The organism is Metabacillus sp. Hm71 (genome assembly GCF_051842955.2).
Taxonomy (GTDB): domain Bacteria; phylum Bacillota; class Bacilli; order Bacillales; family Bacillaceae; genus Metabacillus.
Genome location: NZ_CM200278.1, coordinates 4,064,361 through 4,088,933 on the forward strand (window position 1 = coordinate 4,064,361; position 24,573 = coordinate 4,088,933).

Below are 24,573 nucleotides of genomic sequence, written 5' to 3' on the forward strand. Positions count from 1 at the left end.
GCTTCCCTCACAATTAGATTACTTTTCTTGTGCTTCTGTCGTTCCATCTACTTTTTCAGCTTGCCAATAATATTCGCTGAATACGTCAGCTATTGCGTTAGCCGTATTTTTTAGTTCTGTTAAATTATTATCGACACCGCCAAATTCAATTAACATCGCGTTATTTGATAAGTCTTGATTATATACGCCGTTGTAGCCTTTTCCGCCTTGTTCAAAAATCCCGCGACTTAAGCCAGGATATTTCTTTTGTAATAACGCATGAAGATCTGTTGCAAGCTTTTCATTTTTTTCAGCGGTAGGGTTTTCCCCACCAATGATAAAAGCAACTTTTGCATATGATTTATTATTAATATTAATTGTGGTGACTTCTTTTCTTTGTGTATCACGATGTATATCGATAATGTAATCCAGATTTCGATTGTTTGCCATCGCACTCTCCACAAGCGGACGTGAAGCAGAATAGGATTTCGAATAATTCCAGCCTTTTTGCTTAAGATTTTCTTGGACACTTGCCTGTTCTATTTGGCTGCCAATACCATTATCCTGTAGTGCTTTTCCAAGCAATTCGCTGACAATGGTTATATTGGCTTTCGAATGAAATGCCCGATTCATATCTGTTTCCCCATCTAATAGTGGTAAATATGATTCGGTATTATGGGTGTTATAAATATAAACTACTTTTTTATCACCTGTTGTTAAAGTTGGCGGAGCTTTTGAATCATCATTTTCATCGTTATTCACCACATCATTTTTGTTAATAGATGCTTCCCGCTCCTGCTCTAATACCTCTGTTGGCGGCGGTGATTCGTAAGGCATATTCGTATAGTTTGTCCCATCACCTGCAACAACAATTTCACTATCATAAAGTGAAAAACCAGGTAATTCCCGCCCTAGCAGACTTCTCGGATCATCCGGGTTAATGCTTGTCAATACTTTAAACATAATTGAAGACAGCTTTATAGGTTCCGCTTCCTGAGGTAAGGCAGAAATAAAAAATCGATTCTCCGCTCCTAATAATTGCAAAAACGCCTCACTATCAATATTTTTTGTCAAATCATTGATTGAGGACGAAGTCAACCGATATTCCGGTTTAAGTGACGTTAACACACCTGAAAGTAAAAATGTCATCAGTAGAATAATGAAGCTTATGACGATTCCTTTTTTTATGCTTGTCCCATCAAACGTAACGATCATATTACGACTAGTTCGATTTCGCTTCATTTATATGAATCCTCCTTATACTTGTCTATTAATTTGTATGAGCAAGTATAAGGAAGTAGAACTTTTGCAAGAAGGTTAAGAGATAAACATGATTATTTACTAGTGTGTATAAGCACCAGAATTTCCTTGATCCACCTGTTGATGCAGAGCAGTGTTTAAACCGCTCGCAATCACATTTGCCATATCATCTATAAACATATCCACTTCTTTTGGGGTAACCATTAGGTTATGGCCAAGCGGTGCTAAAACCTCGTGAATAAGCTTGCGTTTTTCTTCATCCTCTAGTCCGCCGACAATCCCTAAAAATTGTTTCCGGTGTTCTTCTTCAGGCATGTCTTCATCAGTCAAAACCCGTTTCTCGCCAAAATTCATTCCAGCTGGAATTAAAGACCTTGAAGGTTTGTCCCCTTCTTTTAATTCCCTGCCAAAATGCTTTAAAATAAAATCAATTGTATCGCTCGTAATCGAAACAGCATCAACGACTGTTGGAATGCCTATCGCGATAACAGGAATACCGAACGTTTCTTGGCTCAGAGCCTTTCTTTTATTCCCAACACCAGAGCCTGGATGAATTCCTGTATCAGAAATTTGAATGGTTGTATTTACTCGTTCAATCGATCTGGCAGCTAATGCATCAATTGCAATAACAAAGTCTGGCTTTGATTGTTCGATCACTCCCGAAATAATGTCACTCGTTTCAATACCTGTCAGCCCCATGACACCAGGTGCAATTGCACTAACCGGGCGGAATCCCTCTTCTACATTTTCTGGTTGAAGTTTAAATAGATGTCTCGTAATTAATAGATTTTCAACTGTTAGCGGGCCTAATGCATCTGGTGTTACATTCCAATTGCCCAATCCTACAACTAAACAGCTTGCATCCTTAGGAATGTTCAAGTCAGACAAAAATTGGCTAAAATGCTTTGCGAAAGCTTCGACAACCTTTTCTTGCAGCTCTGAATCTTTTTGACGAATACCTTCCATTTGCATGGTTAAATACTTTCCAGGCTTTTTGCCAACTGCTTTCGACCCTTCTTCTTTAATTTCTAAAAATGAGAGATTAATCCCGTCTTCTTCCCATTCCTTAATAATGACGCCTGCAATATTGCTAGAATCAACAGCTGTTTGTCTTCCTGTTTGTTCGAGCGCCATCGCTCTTGCTTCAACTGCTAAATCTGTACGTACGGAATATTGACTTAAGTCTAATGGCTTTTCCATTAAAATACCTCCCAAATCGTTCCTATCCTCTATGTTTGCCATTTATAGATGGAAACATTCTTTAAGATTTATAAAAAGAAGGGAGATGCTTTTTAAGCAAGAATTAGTCCAGACTAAAAAATAATTATAGGATTTTGCAGGTTTCAATGTATTTTCCTTTACATTAGTATTGCAATAATCTCAGCCGTTTGATAGAATATCTTTTGTTCATGTAAAGGATATATCGAGTTAAATAGATCTCGATTTACTTCTTAGGAGGTGAAAGATATGCCAAATATTAAATCTGCAATTAAACGCGTAAAAACAAGCAATGAGCGTAACGCACACAACGCAACGATTAAGTCTGCAATGCGTACTGCTATTAAAAAAGTAGATGCTTTCGTTTTAAACAATGATGTTGAAAATGCAAAAGCTGCACTTACTGAAGCTAACAAACGAATTGATAAAGCTGCACAAAGCGGTTTAGTTCACAAGAACGCTGCTGCACGTTATAAATCTCGTTTAGCGAAAAGTGTTAACGGATTATCTGCGTAATGAAAAAACGATCCCTATTCGGATCGTTTTTTATTTTATCTTAAATAATTTTAGTAAAAACAGCTCTAATACTAGCTGTTTATCCTTTCTCCCTGTTTTCATTTCAAAATCTGCCTCAGCCAGTTCCATTAAAATATGAGCTAATTCCTCTGCCTTAAATAATCGTGCTTGCTGCTGAGCTAATTTCACACGAAATGGATGGACTTTAACAATTGTAGATATTTGCTGCTGTCCGTAACCAGCATTTGCCAGCTCCTTCACTTGTAAAATCAGCCTAAATTGATTTACTAGCAAGGATAGTATTTTAAGCGGTTCCTCATTATTTTTCAACAAATCATAAAAAATCTGTAAAGCCTCTTTACTTCTTCGATGGATGACATGATCGATTAAATCAAATATATTTTGTTCCAAAGACCTAGAGACGAGACGCTTAACGATTTCAGGTGTGATTGAACCGGCTTCCCCAACATATGTACTGAGCTTAATTAATTCTTGATGCATGATCATTAAATCTCCAGCCGTTAATATCATAAGCTCATTTAATGCTTCTTGCGATAGATCAACACCTTCTTTTTCAGCTATCCCTAAGGTCCATTTTATTGATTCTTGCTCTGATAAAGGCTTCATTTCAATGAGAAGAGATTGTTTTTTCAACTGCTTCGTTATTTTTTTACGTTCATCAAGTTTTTCATAAGGTGCTTGAATAATGAGGATGGTATATGGTGCTGGTGATTGTAAATATTTTTCAAGGTGATCAATTTGCTGTTCTATTTTTTCCTTTTTCTTTTCACTTGTTAAAAAGCCTGGATTCTTCATGATGACTACCCGCTTTTCCCCCATAAACGGAAGTGTTTCAGCATCTTCAATCGCCAAATCGATTGCCGTTTCCTCCAAATCATAAACAGAGAAATTAAAGTCTTTTTCCTCTTCCAATAATGCAGCATTGACGATTAACTGTACAGTTTCTTGCATAAGGAATGCTTCTTTTCCTATTAGTAAGTAAATCGGTTGTAATTTTCCTTTTTTAATATCATTCCACACATCAAAAATCATGTTAATTGTTCTCCATTCGTTCATTTCACTTCATTTAATCGTAAAATGAAAACAGCGGTTTGGCAAGTGAGAATACTTAAATAATGCAGGGGCCTTTTAAATGGGAAAAGGGAACTAAACGGTATAACCCATTCAGCTCCCAGCATCTATATGAACGTTCCGTTTCAGGACCTAGGAACCTGATTCGAAACGATACAGCGATTTGATTTTTAGTTTAGCCAATGGCAGGTTGAATATTTGCTGTCATTTCTAGTAAAGCTGGGAATAACAGCCTTGAATGTAAAAAACAATAGTATGATGATGTAGATTTTTTTATGGTAATCGCTTATACTAAGTATGATATAGGAGGGGTAACAGTGAACGAATTTGAAAAGAGTGTACAAAGCAAGCGTAATGATGCAGTAGATTCAGGAGTTGGATTCGTTGCTTCATTTGGGTTTTTCGCGGTAATTTTCATTATTGCAACTGTTATTAAATTAGTAAGCGCATAATTAACCGGTAAATACTTACATAGAGACTGCTGCTAAAAGCAGTCTCTTTTTCGTTTTATTCTTTTACTTTATCGTATGGAGGATGTATGGAAAAGGTTCCAGTCTTTCCTTTAAAATTATATAAAATGGCTCCATCCAAGTCTGTTCGCAATAAAGGAATTCCGCGACTGGATAGTTTATCGACTACTTCTGAATGGGGGTGCTGGTACCTGTTATTATATCCTGCTGAGACTAGAGCAATCGAAGGCAAAATTGAATCCAGAAAAGAATCTGATGTTGAACCTTTACTACCATGATGACCTACTTTTAAGACATCTGCCCGTAATCCCGGGTACTTACTGATCATTTTCTCTTCACTTCCCATTTCTGCATCACCTGTGAAAAGCCAGCTTAATCCTCCCAACTCTGTCCATAACACTAATGAATCATCATTTTTACTAGCAGTTAGAGTAATCGGTGCAACAACATAAAAAGAAAAATCATGAAACGATATCGTATCCCCCGCCTTCACAGCTTTTATTTCCGTCCTTTTGTTTTCCGCTGTCTCAATTACCTTTTGCTCTAATTCTTCTCTTACGAAGCCTTTAGGTATAATTAGTTCTTCTACCTTTATTCCCTCCATTATAGGTATTGCTTCACCGATATGATCAGTATCACCGTGTGTTAAAAACAAGGCATCAACCTTTGTTATTCCGATTGATTTTAAATACGGGATTGTTACATCCTCGGCAATTGTAAATGGATCACTTGTTTCTTCCCATTTTTCTTTAGGAAATGTTATTCTTCCACCAGTGTCGATTAAAAAGGTTCCTTTCTTAAAAGGGAGCTGAATAAAAATCGAATCCCCCTGTCCGACATCAATCATGATGACCTTTCCATATGGATTAAGATAGGGCAGGCCAACTTGTATCAAGAGGACAAGCGCTAAAAATAATGCCGGTCTAAGTAACAGCTTTATACGTTTGTATATTTCAAACTGATAAACGAGATAGAAAGTCGCAACAACAAGTGCACAGGTAATCGGAAGGGCCGGCCTCCCTGTTACAAAGGTTGAGATTGATAGGGAGGATGCAAATAAAACAATTTTATGAGTAACAAGAAGCATTTCACTAAAAATCTGGATAATATGTACACCAATTAGAGGAAAGATAGCGGCCATGGATGTTGCCAGGATCGAGAGAGGTAAAATAATGAACGAATAAAGCGGAACAAACAACATATTCATCGGCAAGCTAATGAGCGAAATTTCATAAAAATGATGTAGTAAAATTGGCATCGAACATAGCTGGGCAATAGCAGAAACAACTGTTAATTTTGCGAGAACATTATTAAAATGTTCAACAATTCCTAAAGAAAGAAGTAATCCGAAGCTTACAGCATATGATAACTGAAATCCTGCCTGAAACAAATAATATGGATTGATGATAAGGAGAACCAAATATGTGAAGCTTATTACATCTAATGAGGAAATTTGTTTTTTACATAGCTTAATTAGCAGGTAAAGTACTACCATAAACGATGCTCTTACAACAGAGGGCGATGCACCAGTAAGAATCATATAAACTGGCAGCAGGACAATTAGCACCGCTTTCGCCTTTTCATGTGTCATTCCACAATAAAGTAAGAAGTAATAAATGGCACCTGCCAATAACGCAATATGTGACCCTGAAATGGCAAGTAAATGGACAATTCCAAGCTCTTGGTAAGCTTTGTCCAAATCTGAATCAATTAACCGTCGATCACCAAATATCAAGGCTTGAACTATTCCGACAGACTCAGATGGAAAATGCGCTTCAATAAAAGCCAAACCATCTTTCCTTAGGTTTAACAAAGTGTAGTACCAATTTGATTTTTCTGCTTTACACTTACCTATTTCCTCCACCTGGTATTGCCAGTGAATATGATGATCATGCAGATATTGATGGTAGTTAAAAGCATTTGGCATCGTTGGCAATTTTGGCCTTTTCAATTCCCCAGAAAAGGAGCATATCATTCCTGGATTTATCTGATTAAGAGCTTGTTTTTCCTTAAAAGATTGAATCGTATAGGTAAAAACAAGTTTTTCGCCATGTCTTGTTTTAACATAGCCTCTATACTGATTTCCATCACTGTATGGAATGGAAGAAATAATCCCTTCTCCCGAATATCGACCTTCTGTTAATCCGGTTTTATTATGATGTTCTGTGAAATAAAAAACAATAATGAAGCAGAGGACTGTTAATAGAGAAAGGAAAAAGAGGAAATGCTGTCTTCTGTAATAGAGATAAAAGAGAAAAAAAATGGTAGCAGCGATAGCTGCAGGATGAAATTGAAAACGGCAAATTATTAGAGACAAACTTGCTGATACAGCTAAAAAATACAGCCTGCCTTGCAAAAATTAAACACCTGCCTTGGGTAGTTTACAGGAGACTGTAAGTCAGCCTCCTTAAATATTAAAAAAAGCGCAAGGCGCCTGCCTATCGGCGACAAGCATAAGGCGAACAGGAATAGAAGGTGTACTTTACCTTCAATTCCTGTTTGACTTATGATCTCGAGCCGATGGCGCCTGGAGCTAGATTCAGAAACGCAAGCTATGTTAAGAAAATATATAAATTCTGATATTATTAAGAAAATAGAAAATCGGCTTTCTTGTAGAGAGCTAGCAACTCACTTTCGTCTATTTCCGATTTTGCAAGCTTGTCTAATAAGCTTGTAATAAATTCACGTTTTTCATCATCTTTTTCATTCAATAATGACTTTTCAAGTACGACTTGCTCAACCTTAACATTCGCTTGCTTAAAAAGGTCAATTGCATATGGATGATTTTTATAGTCGACAGCATAATACACCGTCTTGATCCCGGCTTGAATAAGTGCCTTACAGCATTGCAGACATGGAAAGTGTGTCACATAAATTTCTGCTCCATCAGTCGGCACGCCAAATTTTGCACATTGAAGCAAGGCATTCATTTCTGCATGAATCGTTCTTACACAATGATTATCGATCACGTAGCACCCTTCGTCAGAACAATGAACACCACCTGCAATTGAACCATTATATCCCCCGGCAATAATTCGCTTATCACGAACAATTGTTGCCCCAACTGCTAATCTTGTACAAGTACTCCTTAAAGCCAACAGATGGCTTTGTGACATAAAATATTGATCCCACGAAATACGACTCACCAAAAACTCCTCCACTCGACATTTTTCTCCCTTAAGTGTATCTAGAACACTGAATGGTCGTCAATTTATTATTTTTGGATTTTCTGAATTATCCACTACTTGACTGTAATCTCCTCCTTTAGCTTTTCAAAAGACTTCTCGCCGATGCCCGAAACATTAAGGAGATCCTCAGGCGCCGTAAATAGGCCATTTTCTTCACGATAAGTGATAATTGCTTCTGCCTTTGCCGGTCCAATGCCTGTCAGTGTTTGGAGCTCTTCACTTGTTGCCAAATTAATATTGACCTTATCATTGATATCGCTCGAATTGATTGGGGCTGTTAATTGATTTTCCTTCACTTCTCCTTTTTTAGGGACATATAGTACCATTCCATCCTCCAAAGGTGCGGCAAGATTTACCGCTAGCTCATCAGCTTCCTTAATCATTCCCCCAGCTTTATCGATTAGATGATGGACTCTCGTACCAGTCGGTAATTCATAAACTCCTGGATGCTTTATCGCTCCTTTTACATCCACTACAACAACAGTTGGCTCTTTTATCTTTTCGGTTGGATCTGATTTTGTTGTCTCTTCCTCCGCTATTGTAAGAGGGTCTATCTCACCTTGATTATTCGTTTCTATGACTGAAGATGAATCTTGTATAAACAGATAATAAAAAACAGTCATCCCGAATATAATGGAAACCACAATTATCCAATTTTTATATTTCTGAAGATATCGCATAATCTTCACTCCTTTTTACTATTCATAATTACCTGGTTAATAACATATTGTGTATGAGAGATATGCATTCTAAGGAGGGGATATACTTTGAATGTAGGTTTTATTGGAACAGGAAATATGGGTAGAATTTTAATAGAATCTTTTATTGAGTCAGGTGCAACCAGACCCTCATTCATTTATATGACTAATCGAACGAAAGCTAAGGCTGAAGACATAAAAAATGATTATCCTGAAACAACTGTAATGGATTCGGCAGAAGAGGTGGCAAAATGCTCGGAAATCCTTTTTATTTGTGTTAAGCCATTAGATATTCACCCCCTTTTAAAAAGCCTTAATCATGTTTTATCGCCTAATCAATGTATCGTTTCTATTACAAGCCCAATAAGTGTTGAACAGCTGGAGTCACTTGTACAGTGCCAAGTTGTTAGGGCAATACCAAGCATTACCAATCGTGCTTTTGCCGGAGTATCGCTGCTTACCTATGGAAACTCGTGCCATAAAGTCATGAGGAAAAAAATCGAAAAACTGTTTAAACGTATCTCTACTCCTATACAAATTGAGGATGATATAACAAGAGTTTCATCAGATATTGTCAGCTGTGGGCCAGCATTTTTCAGCTATTTACTGCAAAAATTTGTGGATGGAGCGGTTGCTGAAACAGCCATTACAAAGGAGCAAGCTGTACAACTGGCAAGTGAAATGATCATTGGCATGGGGAAATTACTTGAGACAAAGCTATATACATTACCGACATTACAAGAAAAGGTTTGTGTGAAGGGAGGAGTGACAGGACTAGGGATCAAGGTACTTGAAGAAGAAATAGGCGATATGTTTGAAAAGGTCTACCATGTTACACATGAGAAGTATTACGAAGATATCGAAGAAGTATCTGTTCAATTTAATAAAATCCCGCATAAATAATTCGATAGCAGTGTATGATCATCCTGCAAACATAAACATTTTTTTGAATGTATCCCTCCACTTTTTACATCTTTTACTTTTTAACAGACGGTTTCTCGTCTGTTTTTTATATTTAATTTAAAGAAGGTGATCTATAAAAGTTCACCTTCATTCTTTTTTCTTGCAATAAAAAAGATCCGTTCACTTGTTGAGGTTGGCGGGTTTTCAAAATCAAAATCGCCGCAAACCTTTACGACTTCAAAAGAGGCATTCTCGAGCCAAGAAATATAAGTTTCAATTGGATAGGTGCGTTGATAATGTAACTCATCAAAGCGCTCGTACCATTCATTGCGCTTTACAAAAAAAGTCATATCATGTTCCACACTGTTTGGTTCTTCTGAAGCATATGAACTCCAAATAAAGCTAATGTCCTCGTCTTGATCTGCAAATGTTGCACCAGCAAAAATATGATGAATTTTATATAGAGAATGAACATCAAATAAAAGTAAACCTCTGCTTCCAAGCAACTGAAAAACAGCTCGAAATGTTGCCTTGATATCATCCTCAGTTTCTAAGTAATTAAGCGAATCACAACAAATAGTAACGACATCAAATTTTTCCTCGAACCCTGCAAGCTCTCTCATATCTTGTTGTAGAAAAAAAACATTTACATTATTTTGAGCAAGTTTTGCCTGAGCTACTGAAAGCATATCCTCGCTTAGATCAACACCTGTTACGTTAAGCTGTTGTTTCGCCAAGCGAATGGCAATTTCACCCGTGCCGCAACCTACATCGATCAACCTTTTAGCATCAGAATTGTATACCGAAATGGCCTTGTTAATAAAAGCTGCCCACTCATCGTAAGGAGCGTCCTTCATTAGCTGATCATATATATAAGCAAAGCCTTGATAGATCATTGATTTAACTCGCTTGTTAAATCTTCTGCAGGCGCGTCTCCCCATAAACGTTCAAGATTATAATAACTTCTTTCATCTTTATGGAAAACGTGTACAACAACATCACCAAGGTCAATCAATATCCAACGCGCTTCCTCAAAACCTTCAAGACGTCTTACTTGAATATCCATTTCTAACGCTTTTTCTTTTATTTCCCTTGCAATCGCTTGAACTTGCTTGTCAGAATTACCATGACAAATAAGAAAAAAGTCTGAGATTAAGGAAATGCCTTTCATATTAAGTGCAATAATATCCTCAGCTCGTTTGCTATCTGCAGCTTTTGCCACTATTGTTAAAATGTCTCTTCCGTTCATTAATTAGATCTTCCTCCTTTAAGCACTAATGAATTATAGGTTTGAATTGTATCAGGATAAATCGCTTGATTTTTCTTTAATAAAAACATGATTGTATTTTGTAGTGATTGTAGTAAAGCTTGATCAAGATTTGATTTTGCCAGAGCTCTTACTTCGTCAACTCCTGGAAAATGCCTTCCAGGTTCAATATAATCTGCCACATAAATGATTTTTTCCAATAACGTCATATCCGGGCGGCCCGATGTATGATATTTTATTGCACTCAACACTTCTTGGTCAGTTATCCCTACTTCTTTCTCTACCAGAAATGCTCCAACAGGTGCATGCCAGAGCTCACTATTATGTACTAATAATTGCTGTGGCATCCTCTGTTCAATGATGATTTGCTTCAATTCATCTTTCGGACGAAATTTAGCATAATCATGAAAAATCGCTGCTATTTCTGCTTTTTTAACATCTGCACCATATTGATGTGACAATTGAATAGCGGTTTCCATAACTCCTAATGTATGATTGTAGCGATGTTCTGTAATTTGTTCTGCAACAATCTTTAATGCAGCTTCACGTTCCATATAAACGATTCTCCTCTATATATCTTTTCACATCATCAGGTAAAAGATAAGCGGTATTTTCTCCAGTTTTTATCCGTTCACGCAACATTGTTGAGGACACATCAAATTGCGGAATTTCAACCTCTTTCACCGGATAATCCGTACTCGTTGTATAGCCCGGGCGTTTGACCCCAACAAACGTCACAAGCTTAACAACCTCTTCAATCTTATACCAGTGTGGTAAATACTCGATCATATCTGCACCGATTATAAAATAAAAGGAATAGGCAGGGTATTGTTCAGATAAAAGACAAAGCGTATCATATGTATAAGAAGGTCCTTCTCGCTCTAATTCAATCGTATCAATCTTAAATTGATCATTTGATGTTAGCGCCAATTTCAGCATATTGACTCTGTGCTTGCTATTTGTAAATTGCTCTGTTTGCTTATGGGGAGGTATTTGATTAGGTATAAACCATATTTCAGCTAATTGCAATGCATGTAATACCTCACTCGCAATTAATAAATGGCCAAAATGAGGCGGATCAAATGTACCTCCTAATAGCCCGATTTTTTTTGACATTTCATCCCCCTCCCAACCTATTAATTAGGTAAACGAAGCTGCTTATTTTCCTTAGATTCTTTGTATAAGACAATGGTATTGCCAATAACTTGAACAAGCTCTGCACCTGTTCCTTTTACTAATGAATTGGCAACAGAATCTTTATCCTCTTCACAATTTTGCAATACAGATACCTTCAAAAGTTCACGAGCTTCTAATGCATCTGAAATTTGCTTAATCATATTCTCGTTTACCCCGCCTTTTCCAACTTGAAAAATGGGATTCAAATGATGTGCTTCACTTCGTAAAAAACGTTTTTGTTTGCCTGTTAACATGATGTTCCTCCCAGCTTGTCATATACAATTGCAGTCATTCTTTCAATTGATGGTTCTATACCTGTCCATAGTGTGAAGGCAAGTGCTGCCTGATGAACAAACATACCGACACCATTATGTATTGTTAAACCTTGTTCTTCCGCTTCTTGAAGCAAAGATGTTTTGATTGGATTATACACGATATCACTGACAACGGCTGTCCTTTTGGCATGTTTGACAGATAGCGGTTTTTGTTCAACGTTTGGATGCATTCCAACAGCAGTTGTATGAATAATTACATCATAGTTTTCTAATTGTTGTTCTGCTTGTTCCAAGGATAATGCTTTACTCGTATGTCCAAAAGGGCATTCGTTAATTAATTTTTCTGCCTTTGATACAGTTCGGTTGCAAAGATCAATCTCACTGCATCCTTGATGTGCTAAAGTAAAATAAATGCCTCTTGCTGCACCGCCTGCACCAATAATTAAGATTTTTTGCTCCTGAATTGGTTTTTGTAAAATCTTTGTTAGAGATCGTACATACCCATTTCCATCTGTATTGTGACCGATTAGCCGTCCCTCTACATTGATTACCGTGTTAACGGCACCTGCAATCTTTGCGGTTTCATCAAGCTCATCTAAATACGGAATGATCGAAATTTTATGCGGGATTGTTACATTAAACCCTTTTACCCCCAATATCTTAAGAGCTTGAACGGATTCCTTGAGCCTCTCTGGCTCTACATGAAAGGCATGATAATAGCCATTGAGATGTTTTTCCTTAAAGGCATCATTATGGATGTCAGGTGACATCGAATGTTTAATTGGACATCCAATTACGCCATATAAGTTCCCCATATTTTTTCCTCTCCTTGATTAAATTAACGATTTTCTTAGTGATACATTCACACCTTGAGGAGCATAAGCAATAACCTTTTTCCCTGGATTATTGATCGTTACCCAGCCTAAGCCTGAAAAAACAACATCTGTTTTGCCTTCTTTTATCATAAATTCATGTGGCACAAGCTTAGGAAATGATTCAACCTCTTCCTTTCTTGGCGGTGTTAAAAGCTCCCCGACATGCTTTTCATATAAAGCATCAGCGTTTTCTCTTTTTGTCCGGTGGATCTTTAATTCATTTGGGATATAGCAAACGAAAGATTCTCTTCCGCCTGAAACATAATCCATTCGTGCAAGTCCGCCAAAGTATAATGTTTGCCCCTCATTTAATTGAAATACCTTGGGCTTTATTTCTTTCTTAGGACTTAACAGCTTCAAATCCTGCTTATCGACAAAATGAGCCATTTGATGATGATTTATAATTCCAGGAGTATCATAAAGTGCAGCCCCATTTTCAAGCGGGATTTCAATTAGATCCAAGGTTGTTCCTGGATAATGTGATGTTGTGATCACATCGTTGACACCTGCAACCTCTTTTATTAGGCGATTAATAAATGTTGATTTCCCAACATTTGTTACACCAACGACATACACATCTTGTCCATTACGATATAAATCAATTAACTCGGCAGCTTCTCTAATACCATGACCTCTCGCAGAGCTAACTAAGCAAACATCTATTGGTTTCAAGCCTAATTCCTTCGCTTCTCGTTTCATCCAATTGATCAGCTTTTGATGCTTAACTGATTTCGGCAGAATATCGCTTTTATTTCCTATAAGCAAGATTGGGTTGCCTCCGACAAATCGTTGAATGCCCTGCAGCCAGCTTCCATTAAAATCAAAAATATCTACGATTTTAACAATTAATCCCTTAGATTCTCCTATACCATGGAGGATTTTTAGAAAATCATCATCTGTTAATGAAACATCCTGTATTTCATTATAATTTTTTAAGCGAAAGCAGCGTTGGCAAATGATATCGTCCTTAGCAAGAGCACTTTCCGGTGCATAGCCCAGTTTGTTAGGATCCTCTGTTTGTATGATTACTCCGCACCCTATACATGAAAATTGCTGTTCTGACACGTTTCTATTCCTCCCATTGAATCATCCCTTTTCGCTTTAAGTTAGCCATAATTTTCCGCTCAATTTTACGATTGAACCTTGTAAAGAAACCATCTGTTGATGCTACCGGAACGACTAATATCGTCTGAAATCCGTTGCGATTGCCACCAAGAACATCTGTTAATAACTGATCACCTATTACAACTACTTCTTCTTTTTTCAAATTCATTATTTTCACTGCTTTTAAAAAAGCTTTCCCCATCGGCTTTCTTGCCTTATGAATAAATTTAATATTAAGAGGCTCTGAAAATGCCTTTACCCGTTTTTCATTATTATTGGAAACAATTGTAATATCAATTCCATGCTCTTTTACTTCTTTAAACCACTCTTGCAATTGGGGAGTTGCATTAGGTCGATCCCATTCGACAAGAGTATTATCTAAATCAGTAATGATCCCTTTAATTCCACTTTCTTTTAATTTTTGCGGTGAAATATGAAATACGCTTTTCACATAGTCACCTGGTAAGAATAATCGTAGCATGAGTTTAAACACCTCATTATTCATTTTTTTGCCAACTTACATCATAACCAATTTAGCGCATACTTTCAAAAGAAACTTATAGTTTATGAGAAAAAGCTTACTAATATCATAAAAACTTTTCGACAAATTCCGATCTTCTACAACACTTGTGGATAATATTATACACAATATACCCTCTGTGATACCTTACTTTTCACCTTTTATAAACAACATACCCACAGTTTATCCACTAACATCTGTGGATAAGAGAACGGTTGTTCTATTTTTTTATTCATGTTAGATTTAAATCAATAACAAAATATAACAGATTATGTAATTCCCTATTAGAAATAAGCAAGGTTAGGAGGTGTAGTGCCAATCAATTGGCCATCATGCATGCGTAAACTTTCTGACGAATTGTTAATTGAATCCTATTTTAAAGCAACTGAAATGAAACTACATGATGATTTTATCGAACTAATTGCAAATGAAATAAAACGCCGTTCCTTAGGACATGTTTTAAAAGCTTCTTCATAAACATTTCACGCCGTTTAACGGCTCTTTTTTTTATCCTTAAAACTCTATAGACAGATTTAGTATTTCCGTAAATGTCCTTATGTATCATGTAATTAGTGAAGTAATTATAACATTTGTTTGCATTTACAACTATTATAAAATATGTAGTGGTCTAATAAGAAGTGAATGGTCTATTCATGTTTGCTTAGACCATTCACTTTGTTCTAACAAAAATGATTATAATAATAGTAGCCTCCGCCAATAACCAGCAATAATATTAACAAGACAACGATAAACGCATACCAGTAGCCATAACCGATACCTGTAAATGTCGGACAATATGGATACGGCCCGGGACCATAACGATCATAACAATACATTAATTTCTCCCCACCTTCCTTTTCAACCTGACTACTATATAACTATGTACATTCCCCCATCCAGGTTTAGGCTATTTTCCTAACGATGTCCATTTTTTCAACCGCAAATATTAAATCCTTTTATATCTTCTTTCAATGTACATGCACGAACTACCTGCCACGAACATAAACATGACTTATAGGCATTTGCCTACATAACGTATTAGTGGAGGTGGAGGTATGACAGGGCTCATAACAGCACTAGGTTTTTTCGTAAAAGAATTAGTGTTCTTAGTATCTTATGTAAAAAATAATGCCTTCCCACAGCCTTTGTCTGCAACAGACGAGAAGAAATATTTGCGACTCATGGCAGAGGGTGATGAGTATGCAAGAAATCTTCTAATCGAACACAACTTACGGCTTGTTGCTCATATCGTAAAAAAATTTGAAAACACTGGGGAAGACTCGGAAGATCTCATCTCAATTGGAACAATCGGATTAATTAAAGCGATTGAAAGCTATTCACAAGGGAAAGGGACAAAATTAGCCACTTATGCGGCTCGTTGTATTGAAAATGAAATACTCATGCATTTACGCGCTTTAAAAAAGACAAAGAAAGATGTTTCCTTACACGATCCAATTGGTCAAGATAAAGAGGGAAATGAAATTAGCTTGATAGACGTATTAAAATCTGAAAACGAAGATGTCATCGACACAATCCAACTGAATATGGAACTTGAAAAAGTTAAGGAATATATTGATATATTAGATGGAAGAGAAAAAGAAGTTATTATTGGAAGGTTTGGCTTGGATTTAAAAAAAGAAAAGACACAGCGTGAAATCGCAAAGGAATTAGGTATATCAAGGAGCTATGTTTCCAGAATTGAAAAACGTGCTCTAATGAAAATGTTCCATGAGTTCTATCGAGCAGAAAAAGAAAAAAGAAACCGCAAAAAAGAATAATGACAAAAGAGAAGAGCAAAATTTACCTCTTCTCTTTTTTATTTACCAATGTGCGTTAAAAACGGCCTTTGAATGATTTCTAGCTTGCTCTAAGCTAGGTGGAATCCTTCTCTACAGTTAAATGTACAAGCAATTTGATTTTCAACATAGTTATCGCCTCCAATTATTATTGTTCCTTTAATTTACATGTGAAACTCGTCGAACACTTTTACTCTTGAATGTTCCATTCTTTGTTTCACTTCTTGATTTGTTTCCATTTCTTCTTTTGAACGTTTTCTTTTTGACACTGAAAAAGTTAGGGTAATAAAAAATAGATTGATTGTCATGTGTATCACCTCCTTTAAAGCAATTCGCACCTCATTGATGTTTATTTAGGCTGCCAAGCTTAAAAGGTTTAACTCCCCTTTTTAATAAAGGATAGTTGTTCATTATACGTACTAAGAGGTGCTTTGCATAAAAAAACGCCACAGGGCAGCCTGTGACGTTAACGTTATACATATAGAACGCCACATGCAGTTCTAATTGACCCATGGCGCAATTTTATTAATCAGTCTTCATTTCCGCATAACGAAAAGGAGGATACACCAATATGGTCGAATAGATGGTTTAATTTTAAGTCTTGCTTTGCAGTTTTTAATGGTGAACATTTCATCATCTTCTTCGACCTCCTTAATTTTAATTTGCTATTCCTTGGTAATTATATCCATGATTTCCAATTCTGTAAATAGTTTTTCTCCTCATTCTTGTATTGTTTTTATTTTCAGATAATTGAACGCGCTTTCTCAGTCTGCTACTAAAAGTATAAGGACAAAAAAAAACGCCCTTTAGTAGGCGTTTATCATTGATTCTTATGTTACTCTTCTAGCTTATCCAATTGTTTTTTATATTTTAAGGAAGCTTTGAAGCAAACAAAGGCTCCTAGTATAAATAAAACCGTTGTAATCATTAGCACAATATCATATATTTCTGGTTTGCCTTGATCGGGCAAGACAACGCCGATATAAAGAAAGACACTCACAGCTAACAGAATAAACGCATACTGCTTAAAATCAACCATTAGCGACTGAATTTCTTTTTTATTCATATTATCTCCCACCTATTTGAAGTGTTATAGTAACCACGATAACATAGTCTAACAAACTATTAACCAAGTAAATTTCTCCAAATAGGCGAAACAAAAAAGGAATCGATTCATAACCGACCCCTTCGATTTGATAAGCTTATACTGCTTCAACGATTTTTAATACTAAATCTGCTGAATGTTTTGCAGCTTGTTCTAAAAATTGCTCAAAGGAAATATTGGATTCTTTTCCAGCAATATCAGATAAAGCTCTTATCACAACAAATGGAACATTAAATTGGTGACAAACCTGAGCAATAGCAGCTGCTTCCATTTCCCCTGCATGTAGGTCGTTAAACTTGCTTCGGATAAATTCTACTTTTACAGGATCATTTAAGAACGAATCTCCTGTAACAATTAATCCTTTTGCCACTTGGATGTTTGAGATCTCTTCGGCTTTTTTGACAGCCACTTCAACAAGCTTTTCATCTGGTATGTAAGCTGCAGGCAAACCTGGAACTTGTCCATATTCATAACCGAATGCTGTAACATCCACATCATTATGACGAACTTCTGTAGAAATGACAATATCACCTACATTTAGAGACGGGTGAAATCCACCGGCAGATCCTGTGTTGATAACATAATCAGGCTTATAGCGATCTAAAAGCAACGTTGTACTCATGGCAGCATTCACTTTTCCAATACCTGATTTTAATAATACAACCTCAATCCCTTTATAGGTTCCTTTTGTAAATTCGCTTCCCGCAATATCTGCTTGCTCACGATTTTCCAGTTTCTCTCTTAGGATTGTTACTTCCTCTTCCATTGCACCAATTATTGCAATTTTCATTGTTTCATTCCCTTTCCATTATGGTTCAGCTTTTCGACAACTTAGGGTTTCCTTTTAAATCGTATCTTTCAAATTTTTCCCTGCATCGTCATCCTCATTAGAAGTTTACCTATTTCACCGATTATTCGCAAGACCACTATTTTTATTTCGTTTTTTAGATTGTTCTTCACGATCATATTTTGTTACTATTTTATCATGATGATTAAGTAATGAAGAGGTGTAAATAATGAGTTTCCAACTTGATCTTATTAAAGACAAAATTGAATTTTTCGAAGCACCATCCATTAAAGAGCTTGAGAAAAAAATAAACGAGCAAATCACCCATAACAATGCCATCTTATTAACTGTTCATTCTGTTTCCCATCAAATGCATGTTACAGAAGAAGGAAATAGATTTTATAGTGCTGTTGTACATTTTAAAGCGCAAACGTGAGAACAAATAGCGCGGGAACATCTATATCGAAAAAGCAGCGGCAATGATGTGACCCCCAAAAGTTAGAGTTTTGTATTAAGCTGCTGATTGGCTGGTATGGATGCGGTATTGAACCGGACTCATACCTGCCAATTTTTGCTTTATACGCTTGTTATTATAATAATCGATATATTCTTCAATTCTCTTTTTTAATACCTCAAATGAGCACAGTGCTTCTCCATAATACATTTCTTGTTTGACTAACGCGAAAAAATTCTCCATCGGGGAGTTATCTAAACAGTTTCCTTTTCGCGACATACTCTGGTATACCCTATATTCCTTAAGTGTTTTTACCCATTTATTATGTTGATATTGCCATCCTTGATCAGAATGTACAGTAGTCCTGTACTTTGAAACTTTTACTATTTCAAGGGCTTCCTCTAGAGGTTTAAGGGCTAATTCTAAGGTTGGACGCATACCTATCCCATACGAAAGAATTTCACCGTTGAACATATCCATAATGGGAATGAAATACAGTTTTACACCGTCAGAACACTTAAATTCTGTGATATCTGTTGCTAATTTTTGATGACACCTATTTGTGTGGAAACGGCGATTAATACGGTTCTTGGCAACAGTTCCAATAGTCCCTCTGTAAGAACTGTACTTCCGTGATTTTCTTTTGAACTTATCTCCTTTGAGTCCGAGTTTATTCATGATGCGTTGCACCTTTTTATGATTCACTTTTGAACCGCGATTTTTCAATTCTAGCTTGATACGACGATAACCATAATTGCCATTATTTTCATCAAAAATAGATTGAACAGTTTCCTCAAGTACGTGATCTGGATTTTTTTCTTCAATACTTTTATATGATAATGATAGGAAGACTCCAGAATACCGACTATTCGTAAAACATCCTTTAATTTGAAGATTTCTTTGAGTTCGAATGATAACGCTGCTTGTGCTTTTCGAGATAGCCTTCCGGATCCATCTGAAAAGCTCGCAACTTTTTTAGGTATTCTACCTCTAAGCGCAGAAGTTCGTTTTCTCTCTCCAATTTTTGTTCGTACGTCATTTCCTTTTCTTCTGCAACTTTTTTATTTCTTTTGTTCTTATTAAAATCAGACATGGATGGCCGTCCTTTCGGTCTATCCAGGGCCTCAGGACCACCCTCCAAAAAAGCTTTCTTCCAAGAAGCTATCATAGAAGGGTTGGTTAGTCCAAATTGAAGGGCTGTATCAGTCTCTGAAGAACCTGTTCTTTTCATAAAGCTTAATACATCTAGCTTAAATTGAACAGAATAAGTTTCCTTGTTCTTCTTTCTCATTAACCCTTTCTCCCCAAAATTTTTCGTAAGCTTTTACCCATCTCAAAATACGTGTAGAGTCTTTCATATTATACTTTTGTGCTAATAATCTATATCCCAATTTACCTTCTAAATAATCTTTTACAAGCTTTAACTTAAATTCTTCACTATATTTAGCCACTAAAAAACACCCCAATAATTAGATTTCACTCTAACTTTTGGGGTGCAGACCACAATGCCGCTGCTTTTAGTTCAACTTTTCAATTTTCGTTGGCTTCCATCCTTTGTTTTCAACAAATGTGATATACACTTTATATTTCGCAGACTTATCCTTTGGTGAGATCGTACCGACAGCGTCATTTGGTCCCCCATTGTTTCCAAGGAACCAAATAATCATCTCTGATTCGGGAATCCCTGTTGCATAGCTAAGTGCCTTTGTCATTTCAGCCCAATCTTGTGAATCCTTATCATAATTAGCAGAATGCGGCCCAGATTGAGACGTTCCTACCGGCTCCCATCCCGGGTTTTCAATTGTTTCCACTACACCTGAGCCAGGCTCTCCTTGTGTAATAGTTGCCTGTTCAAATGGATCCTCTGGTGTAGTTTTTTCAGCAGCAGGATCTGATGATTCTTCTGCATTTTCCTCATCTTCGGTTTTTTTATCTTTTTCATCAGCTGATTGTTCGCTTTTTTCCTGTTCTTTCTCTTTATCTGCAGTTGCTTCTTCGTTACTGTTTTCTTGGTTTGCTAATTTAATGTCAGGCGGTTCGTTATATTTTGCAGTTTTTTCAGCACCACTTCCGCCAAAGATGAGCTGAGATCCAATTACAAGAATAAGAACTGCAACGATTCCTATTAATGTATTCAAGACGATGTTCGTTTTTCTACGCTTATCTCTTTTTTCATAACGAGAGTTTACATGATTATAACTCAATGTCCTACACTCCTTTGTCCCTCATACCTTCTGTCTTATTCTAGCACTAGAATGCCATTCTATCTAGTTGTTTTATCGATTTGTTAATCTTTTATAACAGTTTGTTAATAATAAAAAAATATCCCAAACTTTACTTGACTATCGTCTTATTCCTACCCATTTATGTTCTCCTAAGATCACCTGCCATTTAGTCCATCTTTGCTAATTCATTTACTATATCGTAAAATGCAGCATTTGTTCCGGCTTTAGAACTGGTCGTGTCCATCTCTACAACAACGAGAGCATACTTTGGATTACTTGATGGAAAATAGCCTGCAAACCATTTGTTATAAAGTGTTTCACCCTTTTCATTCTTCTTACCTGTCTGAGCCGTTCCTGATTTACCTGATACCTCAAATGGCGAAGTTTGAAACCTTCTTCCTGTTCCTTCCGGGTCAGTTACGACTAAACGGAGCAACTCTTGCAGCTTAGAAGCTGTTAATGGTGATATCTTTTCCCCTTCTAAAGAATTAGACGTAAAAGAATACATATTGGTTCCATTTTTATATAATATATTTTCTACGATTTTCACCTGATCTTTTTGACCGCCTCGTGCTATTGTCGCCATCATATTAGCAACCCCCAGCGGTGTAACTTTTACATCCTTCTGACCTATCGCGGTTTGAGCGATCGCTCGCTCAACTTTTTTATCCTTTTCATCGCCCCAAACATGTCCTGCCTTTTCATCAGGGAACTGTTTGAAATTTTGATAATGAAACACGGTACCACTCCAACCAACGGGTCCAAGCAATCCTAGTTTCTCAGCCATATTCTCAATAACCATAGGATCTTTTTCCATTAGCTCCTCCGCTAGAGTCGTAAACGTGTAATTGCAGCTTTTGGCAAAGCTCCTTGCAAAGGTCAGCATTCCATCATCCTGTTCACCATCAAGCTCCCCATATAAATTTAGGTTGCAATTAAACTCTCTTGTGGCATCATCTAAACCATATTCAATTGTTGCGGCAGAAATGACAGTTTTGAATACTGAACCAGGAAAAATCGGCTGAAGCATATGATTGATCAGGGTATTGCTCTTTGAGCGGTTAAGATCAGGCTTGCTCACCATTGCTAATACTTCATTTGACTTCACATCAAGTAAAACAAGTCCACCGTTTTCAATCTTTTGTTTGGTTAATACATCTTCAGCCATTGCCTGTATATTCTTATCTAATGTCGTCTTTACCGTAACAGGATAAAAAGGATTCGAGTCTGCAATGTATTTTACATTGATTCCAAAGAGTGGATGTCCATCTCCGTCAACATGATATAAGAGCTTTGTTGCTTCATCAGGCAAAAGAAATTCATCATATGCCTCTTCGAGACCTGTTAGCCCAATTTTGGTTTTATAAGATAAATCCTTGCGATCAGGATATTTTTTTCTCAAAGCCTCTGCATTTTCACCTGTAATTCCTAAAATATGTTTTCCAATCGTTTCTTCCATTGGTGATTGCTTGTAAATTCCAAAAACGCCTGGAATCTTTAAATCGTTTATTTTATCTAGCTCTGCGCTTGATAAGGATAATCCATCCTTACTTGAAAGAACAAGCGGTTCTTTTGCATCGCGTAAACGTTTTTCCAGCTCATTGCTTGACATATTCACGACCTCTGCAAGCTTATCTGCAGGCCATGTAATATCGTTTAAAAAAGGAAACAAAACAAGGGAAGGTTCAGCGTGATTACGTAATGAATCCCCATTACGATCTACGAAGCGACCTCGTCCATCATCAATAACAACCTCTTGAGTCCGTTGATTCACACTTTCTTGGATCAGATTTACCCCTTTTTTAGAAAATGATTCTGTATGAATTAATTGAAGATCAGCTAATCGAAAAAGAATGAGAAAGAGGGAAAAGAGGGAAAAAGTTCCAACTAAAAGAAATCTTTTTTTTAAGTTCATGGAAACCTCCTACCGTTAAAAATGGGATAAAGAACAAAAGCACAAGCGCCTTGCTCAGCCTAGGGCAAATAAGACGATTTGGAATAGAAGACGTTCTTTGCCTTCAATTCTAAATTGGCTAGACCCTAGAGGGGCTAGGCGCTGGCAGTCAAAAACGCAGCATCCTGCTGCACTGACTGCACTTGCACATTCTGCGCTTCGGAGCTGGCTGTCAAAGCGCTTATCCACAGTTCAAGAATTTTAAAATTTCCTAAGCAGTAAAAAAAACACCTCGTCATCAGTTTCGACGAGGTGTTTCCTATATAAACCTGTTTTTAGCTAATTTTCACAATTTTCACTAGCATTTCTCCACCAGGAGTTTGCACGGTAACTTCTTCCCCTACTTTACGGCCAAGCAAGCTTTTGGCAATTGGAGAGTCGTTTGAAATCTTCCCTTCAAATGGATCTGCTTCAGCACTTCCTACAATTGTATAGGTTTCTTCATCACCATCTGGAAGTTCTGTAAATGTAACCGTTCTTCCTAATGATACTGAGCTTGTATCTGCTTCACCTTCAATAATTTTTGCATTGCGAATCATATTTTCAATTGTCGTAATACGACCTTCAACAAATGCTTGCTCTTCTTTAGCTGAATCGTACTCAGAGTTCTCTGAGAGATCGCCGAAGCTGCGGGCAATTTTTATTCTTTCAACCACTTCTTTACGTTTAACCGTTTTCAAATATTCAAGCTCCTGCTCGAGCTTTTCTTTTCCTTCCTTTGTCATAGGAAAAACTTTTTCTTGTGCCATGTTTGTTCCACTCCTTCTAGTAGACTGTTCCCCGTCGTTTTTTTCAATTTTGTCGCGTTGTACTTTTTCTTGATAAGAGATTACTTTATAAGTATGTATACATGAAGCTTATTGCCTCATATCGAAAAATGTATGCATAATAAAACATACTCTTATTCTCATTTGTGACCATTGATAAGAAATGCGTTGATTTGCTTAAGGTTCAAGCAGATTGTATGAAAAAAGCAAGGGCAATAGTTTGCCCTTAGCTTTGACTTTAGACATGCCCTAAGAAATTTAATCTTATACATAATATGATCACAGTACTCTTTATCTATGCTATGTTATTACAAAATCGCATTTAGTTCAAGAATTGTTTGAATTTTTGTCACCATTAAATCAATGGCAACGTGATTTTGGCCGCCTTCGGGTATAATGATATCTGCATAACGTTTTGTCGGTTCAATAAATTGATTATGCATTGGTCTAACAACAGAAATGTATTGATCAATAACAGAATCAATGGAACGGCCGCGTTCTTTAATGTCCCTTTGGATACGCCTGATGATCCTGATATCTGCATCAGTATCAACAAATAGTTTAATATCCATTAGATCACGTAGACGCTCATCTTCTAAAATTAAAATACCTTCTAAAATTATAACATCTTTCGGCTCAACAACAATAACATCTTCAGATCTTGTATGCAATTTGTAATCATATACCGGTTTTTCGATTGATTGGTGATTGAGCAATGCTTTTAAATGGTCGATCAACAAATCATTATCAAATGCCAAAGGATGATCATAATTTGTATTTAGTCTTTGCTCAAAGGGTAAATGACTTTGATCTTTATAATAAAAATCTTGCTCAAGCATTAAGATTGAATGCCCTTTAAAGTGTTCGTAAATTGATTTTGTTACACTTGTCTTACCTGAACCAGAGCCTCCGGCCACTCCGATTACAACGGGTCTCTTCCCCAT

The 24,573-nt window shown here is 36.7% G+C and carries 31 protein-coding genes; 6 read left to right on the top strand and 25 right to left on the bottom strand.

Annotation, left to right across the window (positions count from 1 at the left end; all coding sequences use genetic code 11):
- Window positions 1-18: 18 nt before the first annotated feature.
- Window positions 19-1,221, bottom strand: coding sequence for a stage II sporulation protein P (locus tag ACSVDH_RS20150; RefSeq protein ID WP_439250046.1), 1,203 nt, complete (start codon window positions 1,219-1,221; stop codon window positions 19-21).
- Window positions 1,222-1,320: 99 nt separating this feature from the next.
- Complete coding sequence (gpr, locus tag ACSVDH_RS20155) at window positions 1,321-2,439, bottom strand: GPR endopeptidase (protein ID WP_299087742.1); 1,119 nt, start codon at window positions 2,437-2,439, stop codon at window positions 1,321-1,323.
- A 267-nt stretch (window positions 2,440-2,706) separates the two neighbouring features.
- Between gpr and rpsT the strand changes: the two genes are divergently transcribed.
- Window positions 2,707-2,973, top strand: a complete 267-nt coding sequence (rpsT, locus tag ACSVDH_RS20160) for a 30S ribosomal protein S20 (protein WP_299087740.1) — start codon at window positions 2,707-2,709, stop codon at window positions 2,971-2,973.
- Between the two features lie 30 nt (window positions 2,974-3,003).
- On the opposite strand, the gene holA is transcribed toward rpsT, so the two are convergent.
- Window positions 3,004-4,026: a DNA polymerase III subunit delta gene (gene holA / locus ACSVDH_RS20165; protein ID WP_439250045.1), complete on the bottom strand. Its 1,023-nt coding sequence runs from the start codon at window positions 4,024-4,026 to the stop codon at window positions 3,004-3,006.
- 356 nt (window positions 4,027-4,382) lie between these two features.
- Here holA and ACSVDH_RS20170 point away from each other — a divergent pair, with 356 nt between their 5' ends.
- On the top strand, window positions 4,383-4,517 hold the full coding sequence (locus ACSVDH_RS20170) for a YqzM family protein (RefSeq protein ID WP_046590599.1): 135 nt from the start codon (window positions 4,383-4,385) through the stop codon (window positions 4,515-4,517).
- A 55-nt stretch (window positions 4,518-4,572) separates the two neighbouring features.
- On the opposite strand, the gene ACSVDH_RS20175 is transcribed toward ACSVDH_RS20170, so the two are convergent.
- The 3 genes from ACSVDH_RS20175 to ACSVDH_RS20185 all read right to left on the bottom strand — a co-directional run bounded on the left by ACSVDH_RS20175 (window position 4,573) and on the right by ACSVDH_RS20185 (window position 8,403).
- Window positions 4,573-6,891 (bottom strand): DNA internalization-related competence protein ComEC/Rec2, encoded by a 2,319-nt coding sequence (locus ACSVDH_RS20175; RefSeq protein WP_439250042.1) that lies wholly within the window; start codon window positions 6,889-6,891, stop codon window positions 4,573-4,575.
- Window positions 6,892-7,120: 229 nt separating this feature from the next.
- Window positions 7,121-7,681: a ComE operon protein 2 gene (locus ACSVDH_RS20180; RefSeq protein WP_439250041.1), complete on the bottom strand. Its 561-nt coding sequence runs from the start codon at window positions 7,679-7,681 to the stop codon at window positions 7,121-7,123.
- Window positions 7,682-7,776: 95 nt separating this feature from the next.
- The gene (locus tag ACSVDH_RS20185; RefSeq protein ID WP_299087722.1) at window positions 7,777-8,403 is read right to left on the bottom strand and encodes a helix-hairpin-helix domain-containing protein; all 627 of its coding nucleotides are present in this window, start codon (window positions 8,401-8,403) and stop codon (window positions 7,777-7,779) included.
- Window positions 8,404-8,490: 87 nt separating this feature from the next.
- Here ACSVDH_RS20185 and comER point away from each other — a divergent pair, with 87 nt between their 5' ends.
- Entirely contained in the window at window positions 8,491-9,324 is an 834-nt protein-coding gene (gene comER, locus ACSVDH_RS20190; protein WP_439250039.1) for a late competence protein ComER, read from the top strand.
- Window positions 9,325-9,455: 131 nt separating this feature from the next.
- On the opposite strand, the gene ACSVDH_RS20195 is transcribed toward comER, so the two are convergent.
- The 8 genes from ACSVDH_RS20195 to ACSVDH_RS20230 are packed head-to-tail and all read right to left on the bottom strand — an operon-like array spanning window position 9,456 to window position 14,502.
- Window positions 9,456-10,220: a class I SAM-dependent DNA methyltransferase gene (locus ACSVDH_RS20195; RefSeq protein ID WP_439250038.1), complete on the bottom strand. Its 765-nt coding sequence runs from the start codon at window positions 10,218-10,220 to the stop codon at window positions 9,456-9,458.
- Window positions 10,217-10,573 carry a ribosome silencing factor gene (gene rsfS / locus ACSVDH_RS20200; protein ID WP_299087713.1) on the bottom strand — a complete coding sequence of 119 codons (357 nt, stop codon included), beginning with the start codon at window positions 10,571-10,573 and terminating at the stop codon, window positions 10,217-10,219. The genes ACSVDH_RS20195 and rsfS overlap by 4 nt, the downstream gene beginning before the upstream one ends.
- Complete coding sequence (yqeK, locus tag ACSVDH_RS20205; RefSeq protein ID WP_439250035.1) at window positions 10,573-11,145, bottom strand: bis(5'-nucleosyl)-tetraphosphatase (symmetrical) YqeK; 573 nt, start codon at window positions 11,143-11,145, stop codon at window positions 10,573-10,575. Before yqeK ends, rsfS begins: the two co-directional genes overlap by 1 nt.
- Window positions 11,135-11,707, bottom strand: coding sequence for a nicotinate-nucleotide adenylyltransferase (locus ACSVDH_RS20210; RefSeq protein WP_299087708.1), 573 nt, complete (start codon window positions 11,705-11,707; stop codon window positions 11,135-11,137). The genes yqeK and ACSVDH_RS20210 overlap by 11 nt, the downstream gene beginning before the upstream one ends.
- A gap of 20 nt (window positions 11,708-11,727) precedes the next feature.
- Window positions 11,728-12,021, bottom strand: coding sequence for a ribosome assembly RNA-binding protein YhbY (yhbY, locus tag ACSVDH_RS20215; protein WP_299087706.1), 294 nt, complete (start codon window positions 12,019-12,021; stop codon window positions 11,728-11,730).
- On the bottom strand, window positions 12,015-12,857 hold the full coding sequence (gene aroE, locus ACSVDH_RS20220) for a shikimate dehydrogenase (RefSeq protein WP_439250034.1): 843 nt from the start codon (window positions 12,855-12,857) through the stop codon (window positions 12,015-12,017). Before aroE ends, yhbY begins: the two co-directional genes overlap by 7 nt.
- A gap of 18 nt (window positions 12,858-12,875) precedes the next feature.
- Window positions 12,876-13,982, bottom strand: a complete 1,107-nt coding sequence (gene yqeH / locus ACSVDH_RS20225) for a ribosome biogenesis GTPase YqeH (protein ID WP_299087701.1) — start codon at window positions 13,980-13,982, stop codon at window positions 12,876-12,878.
- A 4-nt stretch (window positions 13,983-13,986) separates the two neighbouring features.
- Entirely contained in the window at window positions 13,987-14,502 is a 516-nt protein-coding gene (locus ACSVDH_RS20230; protein WP_439250033.1) for a YqeG family HAD IIIA-type phosphatase, read from the bottom strand.
- A 375-nt stretch (window positions 14,503-14,877) separates the two neighbouring features.
- On the opposite strand from ACSVDH_RS20230, the gene ACSVDH_RS20235 reads away from it, so the two are divergent.
- Entirely contained in the window at window positions 14,878-15,018 is a 141-nt protein-coding gene (locus tag ACSVDH_RS20235; RefSeq protein ID WP_046590574.1) for a sporulation histidine kinase inhibitor Sda, read from the top strand.
- Between the two features lie 203 nt (window positions 15,019-15,221).
- On the opposite strand, the gene ACSVDH_RS20240 is transcribed toward ACSVDH_RS20235, so the two are convergent.
- Window positions 15,222-15,377 carry a hypothetical protein gene (locus tag ACSVDH_RS20240; protein WP_439250031.1) on the bottom strand — a complete coding sequence of 52 codons (156 nt, stop codon included), beginning with the start codon at window positions 15,375-15,377 and terminating at the stop codon, window positions 15,222-15,224.
- Between the two features lie 219 nt (window positions 15,378-15,596).
- Between ACSVDH_RS20240 and sigK the strand changes: the two genes are divergently transcribed.
- Window positions 15,597-16,319: an RNA polymerase sporulation sigma factor SigK gene (gene sigK, locus ACSVDH_RS20245; RefSeq protein WP_046590572.1), complete on the top strand. Its 723-nt coding sequence runs from the start codon at window positions 15,597-15,599 to the stop codon at window positions 16,317-16,319.
- A 182-nt stretch (window positions 16,320-16,501) separates the two neighbouring features.
- On the opposite strand, the gene ACSVDH_RS20250 is transcribed toward sigK, so the two are convergent.
- From ACSVDH_RS20250 to mtnN, 3 genes are all read right to left on the bottom strand, one after another.
- The gene (locus ACSVDH_RS20250) at window positions 16,502-16,645 is read right to left on the bottom strand and encodes a YrzI family small protein (RefSeq protein WP_299087693.1); all 144 of its coding nucleotides are present in this window, start codon (window positions 16,643-16,645) and stop codon (window positions 16,502-16,504) included.
- Window positions 16,646-17,172: 527 nt separating this feature from the next.
- On the bottom strand, window positions 17,173-17,403 hold the full coding sequence (locus tag ACSVDH_RS20255; protein WP_299087691.1) for a YrhC family protein: 231 nt from the start codon (window positions 17,401-17,403) through the stop codon (window positions 17,173-17,175).
- Window positions 17,404-17,539: 136 nt separating this feature from the next.
- A complete protein-coding gene (mtnN, locus tag ACSVDH_RS20260; protein ID WP_439250029.1) occupies window positions 17,540-18,232 on the bottom strand; it encodes a 5'-methylthioadenosine/S-adenosylhomocysteine nucleosidase in 693 nt (230 codons plus the stop codon).
- A gap of 226 nt (window positions 18,233-18,458) precedes the next feature.
- On the opposite strand from mtnN, the gene ACSVDH_RS20265 reads away from it, so the two are divergent.
- Entirely contained in the window at window positions 18,459-18,665 is a 207-nt protein-coding gene (locus ACSVDH_RS20265) for a YrzA family protein (RefSeq protein WP_299087685.1), read from the top strand.
- A 75-nt stretch (window positions 18,666-18,740) separates the two neighbouring features.
- Here the strand turns inward: ACSVDH_RS20265 and ACSVDH_RS20270 are convergent, their stop codons facing one another.
- From ACSVDH_RS20270 to udk, 7 genes are all read right to left on the bottom strand, one after another.
- Window positions 18,741-19,634 carry an IS3 family transposase gene (locus tag ACSVDH_RS20270; RefSeq protein WP_518618343.1) on the bottom strand — a complete coding sequence of 298 codons (894 nt, stop codon included), beginning with the start codon at window positions 19,632-19,634 and terminating at the stop codon, window positions 18,741-18,743.
- Window positions 19,567-19,974, bottom strand: coding sequence for a helix-turn-helix domain-containing protein (locus ACSVDH_RS20275; protein ID WP_439250028.1), 408 nt, complete (start codon window positions 19,972-19,974; stop codon window positions 19,567-19,569). Before ACSVDH_RS20275 ends, ACSVDH_RS20270 begins: the two co-directional genes overlap by 68 nt.
- Window positions 19,934-20,134 carry a helix-turn-helix domain-containing protein gene (locus ACSVDH_RS20280; protein ID WP_439250027.1) on the bottom strand — a complete coding sequence of 67 codons (201 nt, stop codon included), beginning with the start codon at window positions 20,132-20,134 and terminating at the stop codon, window positions 19,934-19,936. The genes ACSVDH_RS20275 and ACSVDH_RS20280 overlap by 41 nt, the downstream gene beginning before the upstream one ends.
- 66 nt (window positions 20,135-20,200) lie before the next feature.
- Window positions 20,201-20,887, bottom strand: coding sequence for a YrrS family protein (locus ACSVDH_RS20285; protein ID WP_439250026.1), 687 nt, complete (start codon window positions 20,885-20,887; stop codon window positions 20,201-20,203).
- 187 nt (window positions 20,888-21,074) lie between these two features.
- Window positions 21,075-22,823: a peptidoglycan D,D-transpeptidase FtsI family protein gene (locus ACSVDH_RS20290; RefSeq protein WP_439250024.1), complete on the bottom strand. Its 1,749-nt coding sequence runs from the start codon at window positions 22,821-22,823 to the stop codon at window positions 21,075-21,077.
- Window positions 22,824-23,137: 314 nt separating this feature from the next.
- Window positions 23,138-23,611, bottom strand: coding sequence for a transcription elongation factor GreA (gene greA, locus ACSVDH_RS20295; RefSeq protein WP_046590556.1), 474 nt, complete (start codon window positions 23,609-23,611; stop codon window positions 23,138-23,140).
- A 326-nt stretch (window positions 23,612-23,937) separates the two neighbouring features.
- A complete protein-coding gene (udk, locus tag ACSVDH_RS20300) occupies window positions 23,938-24,573 on the bottom strand; it encodes a uridine kinase (protein WP_439250022.1) in 636 nt (211 codons plus the stop codon).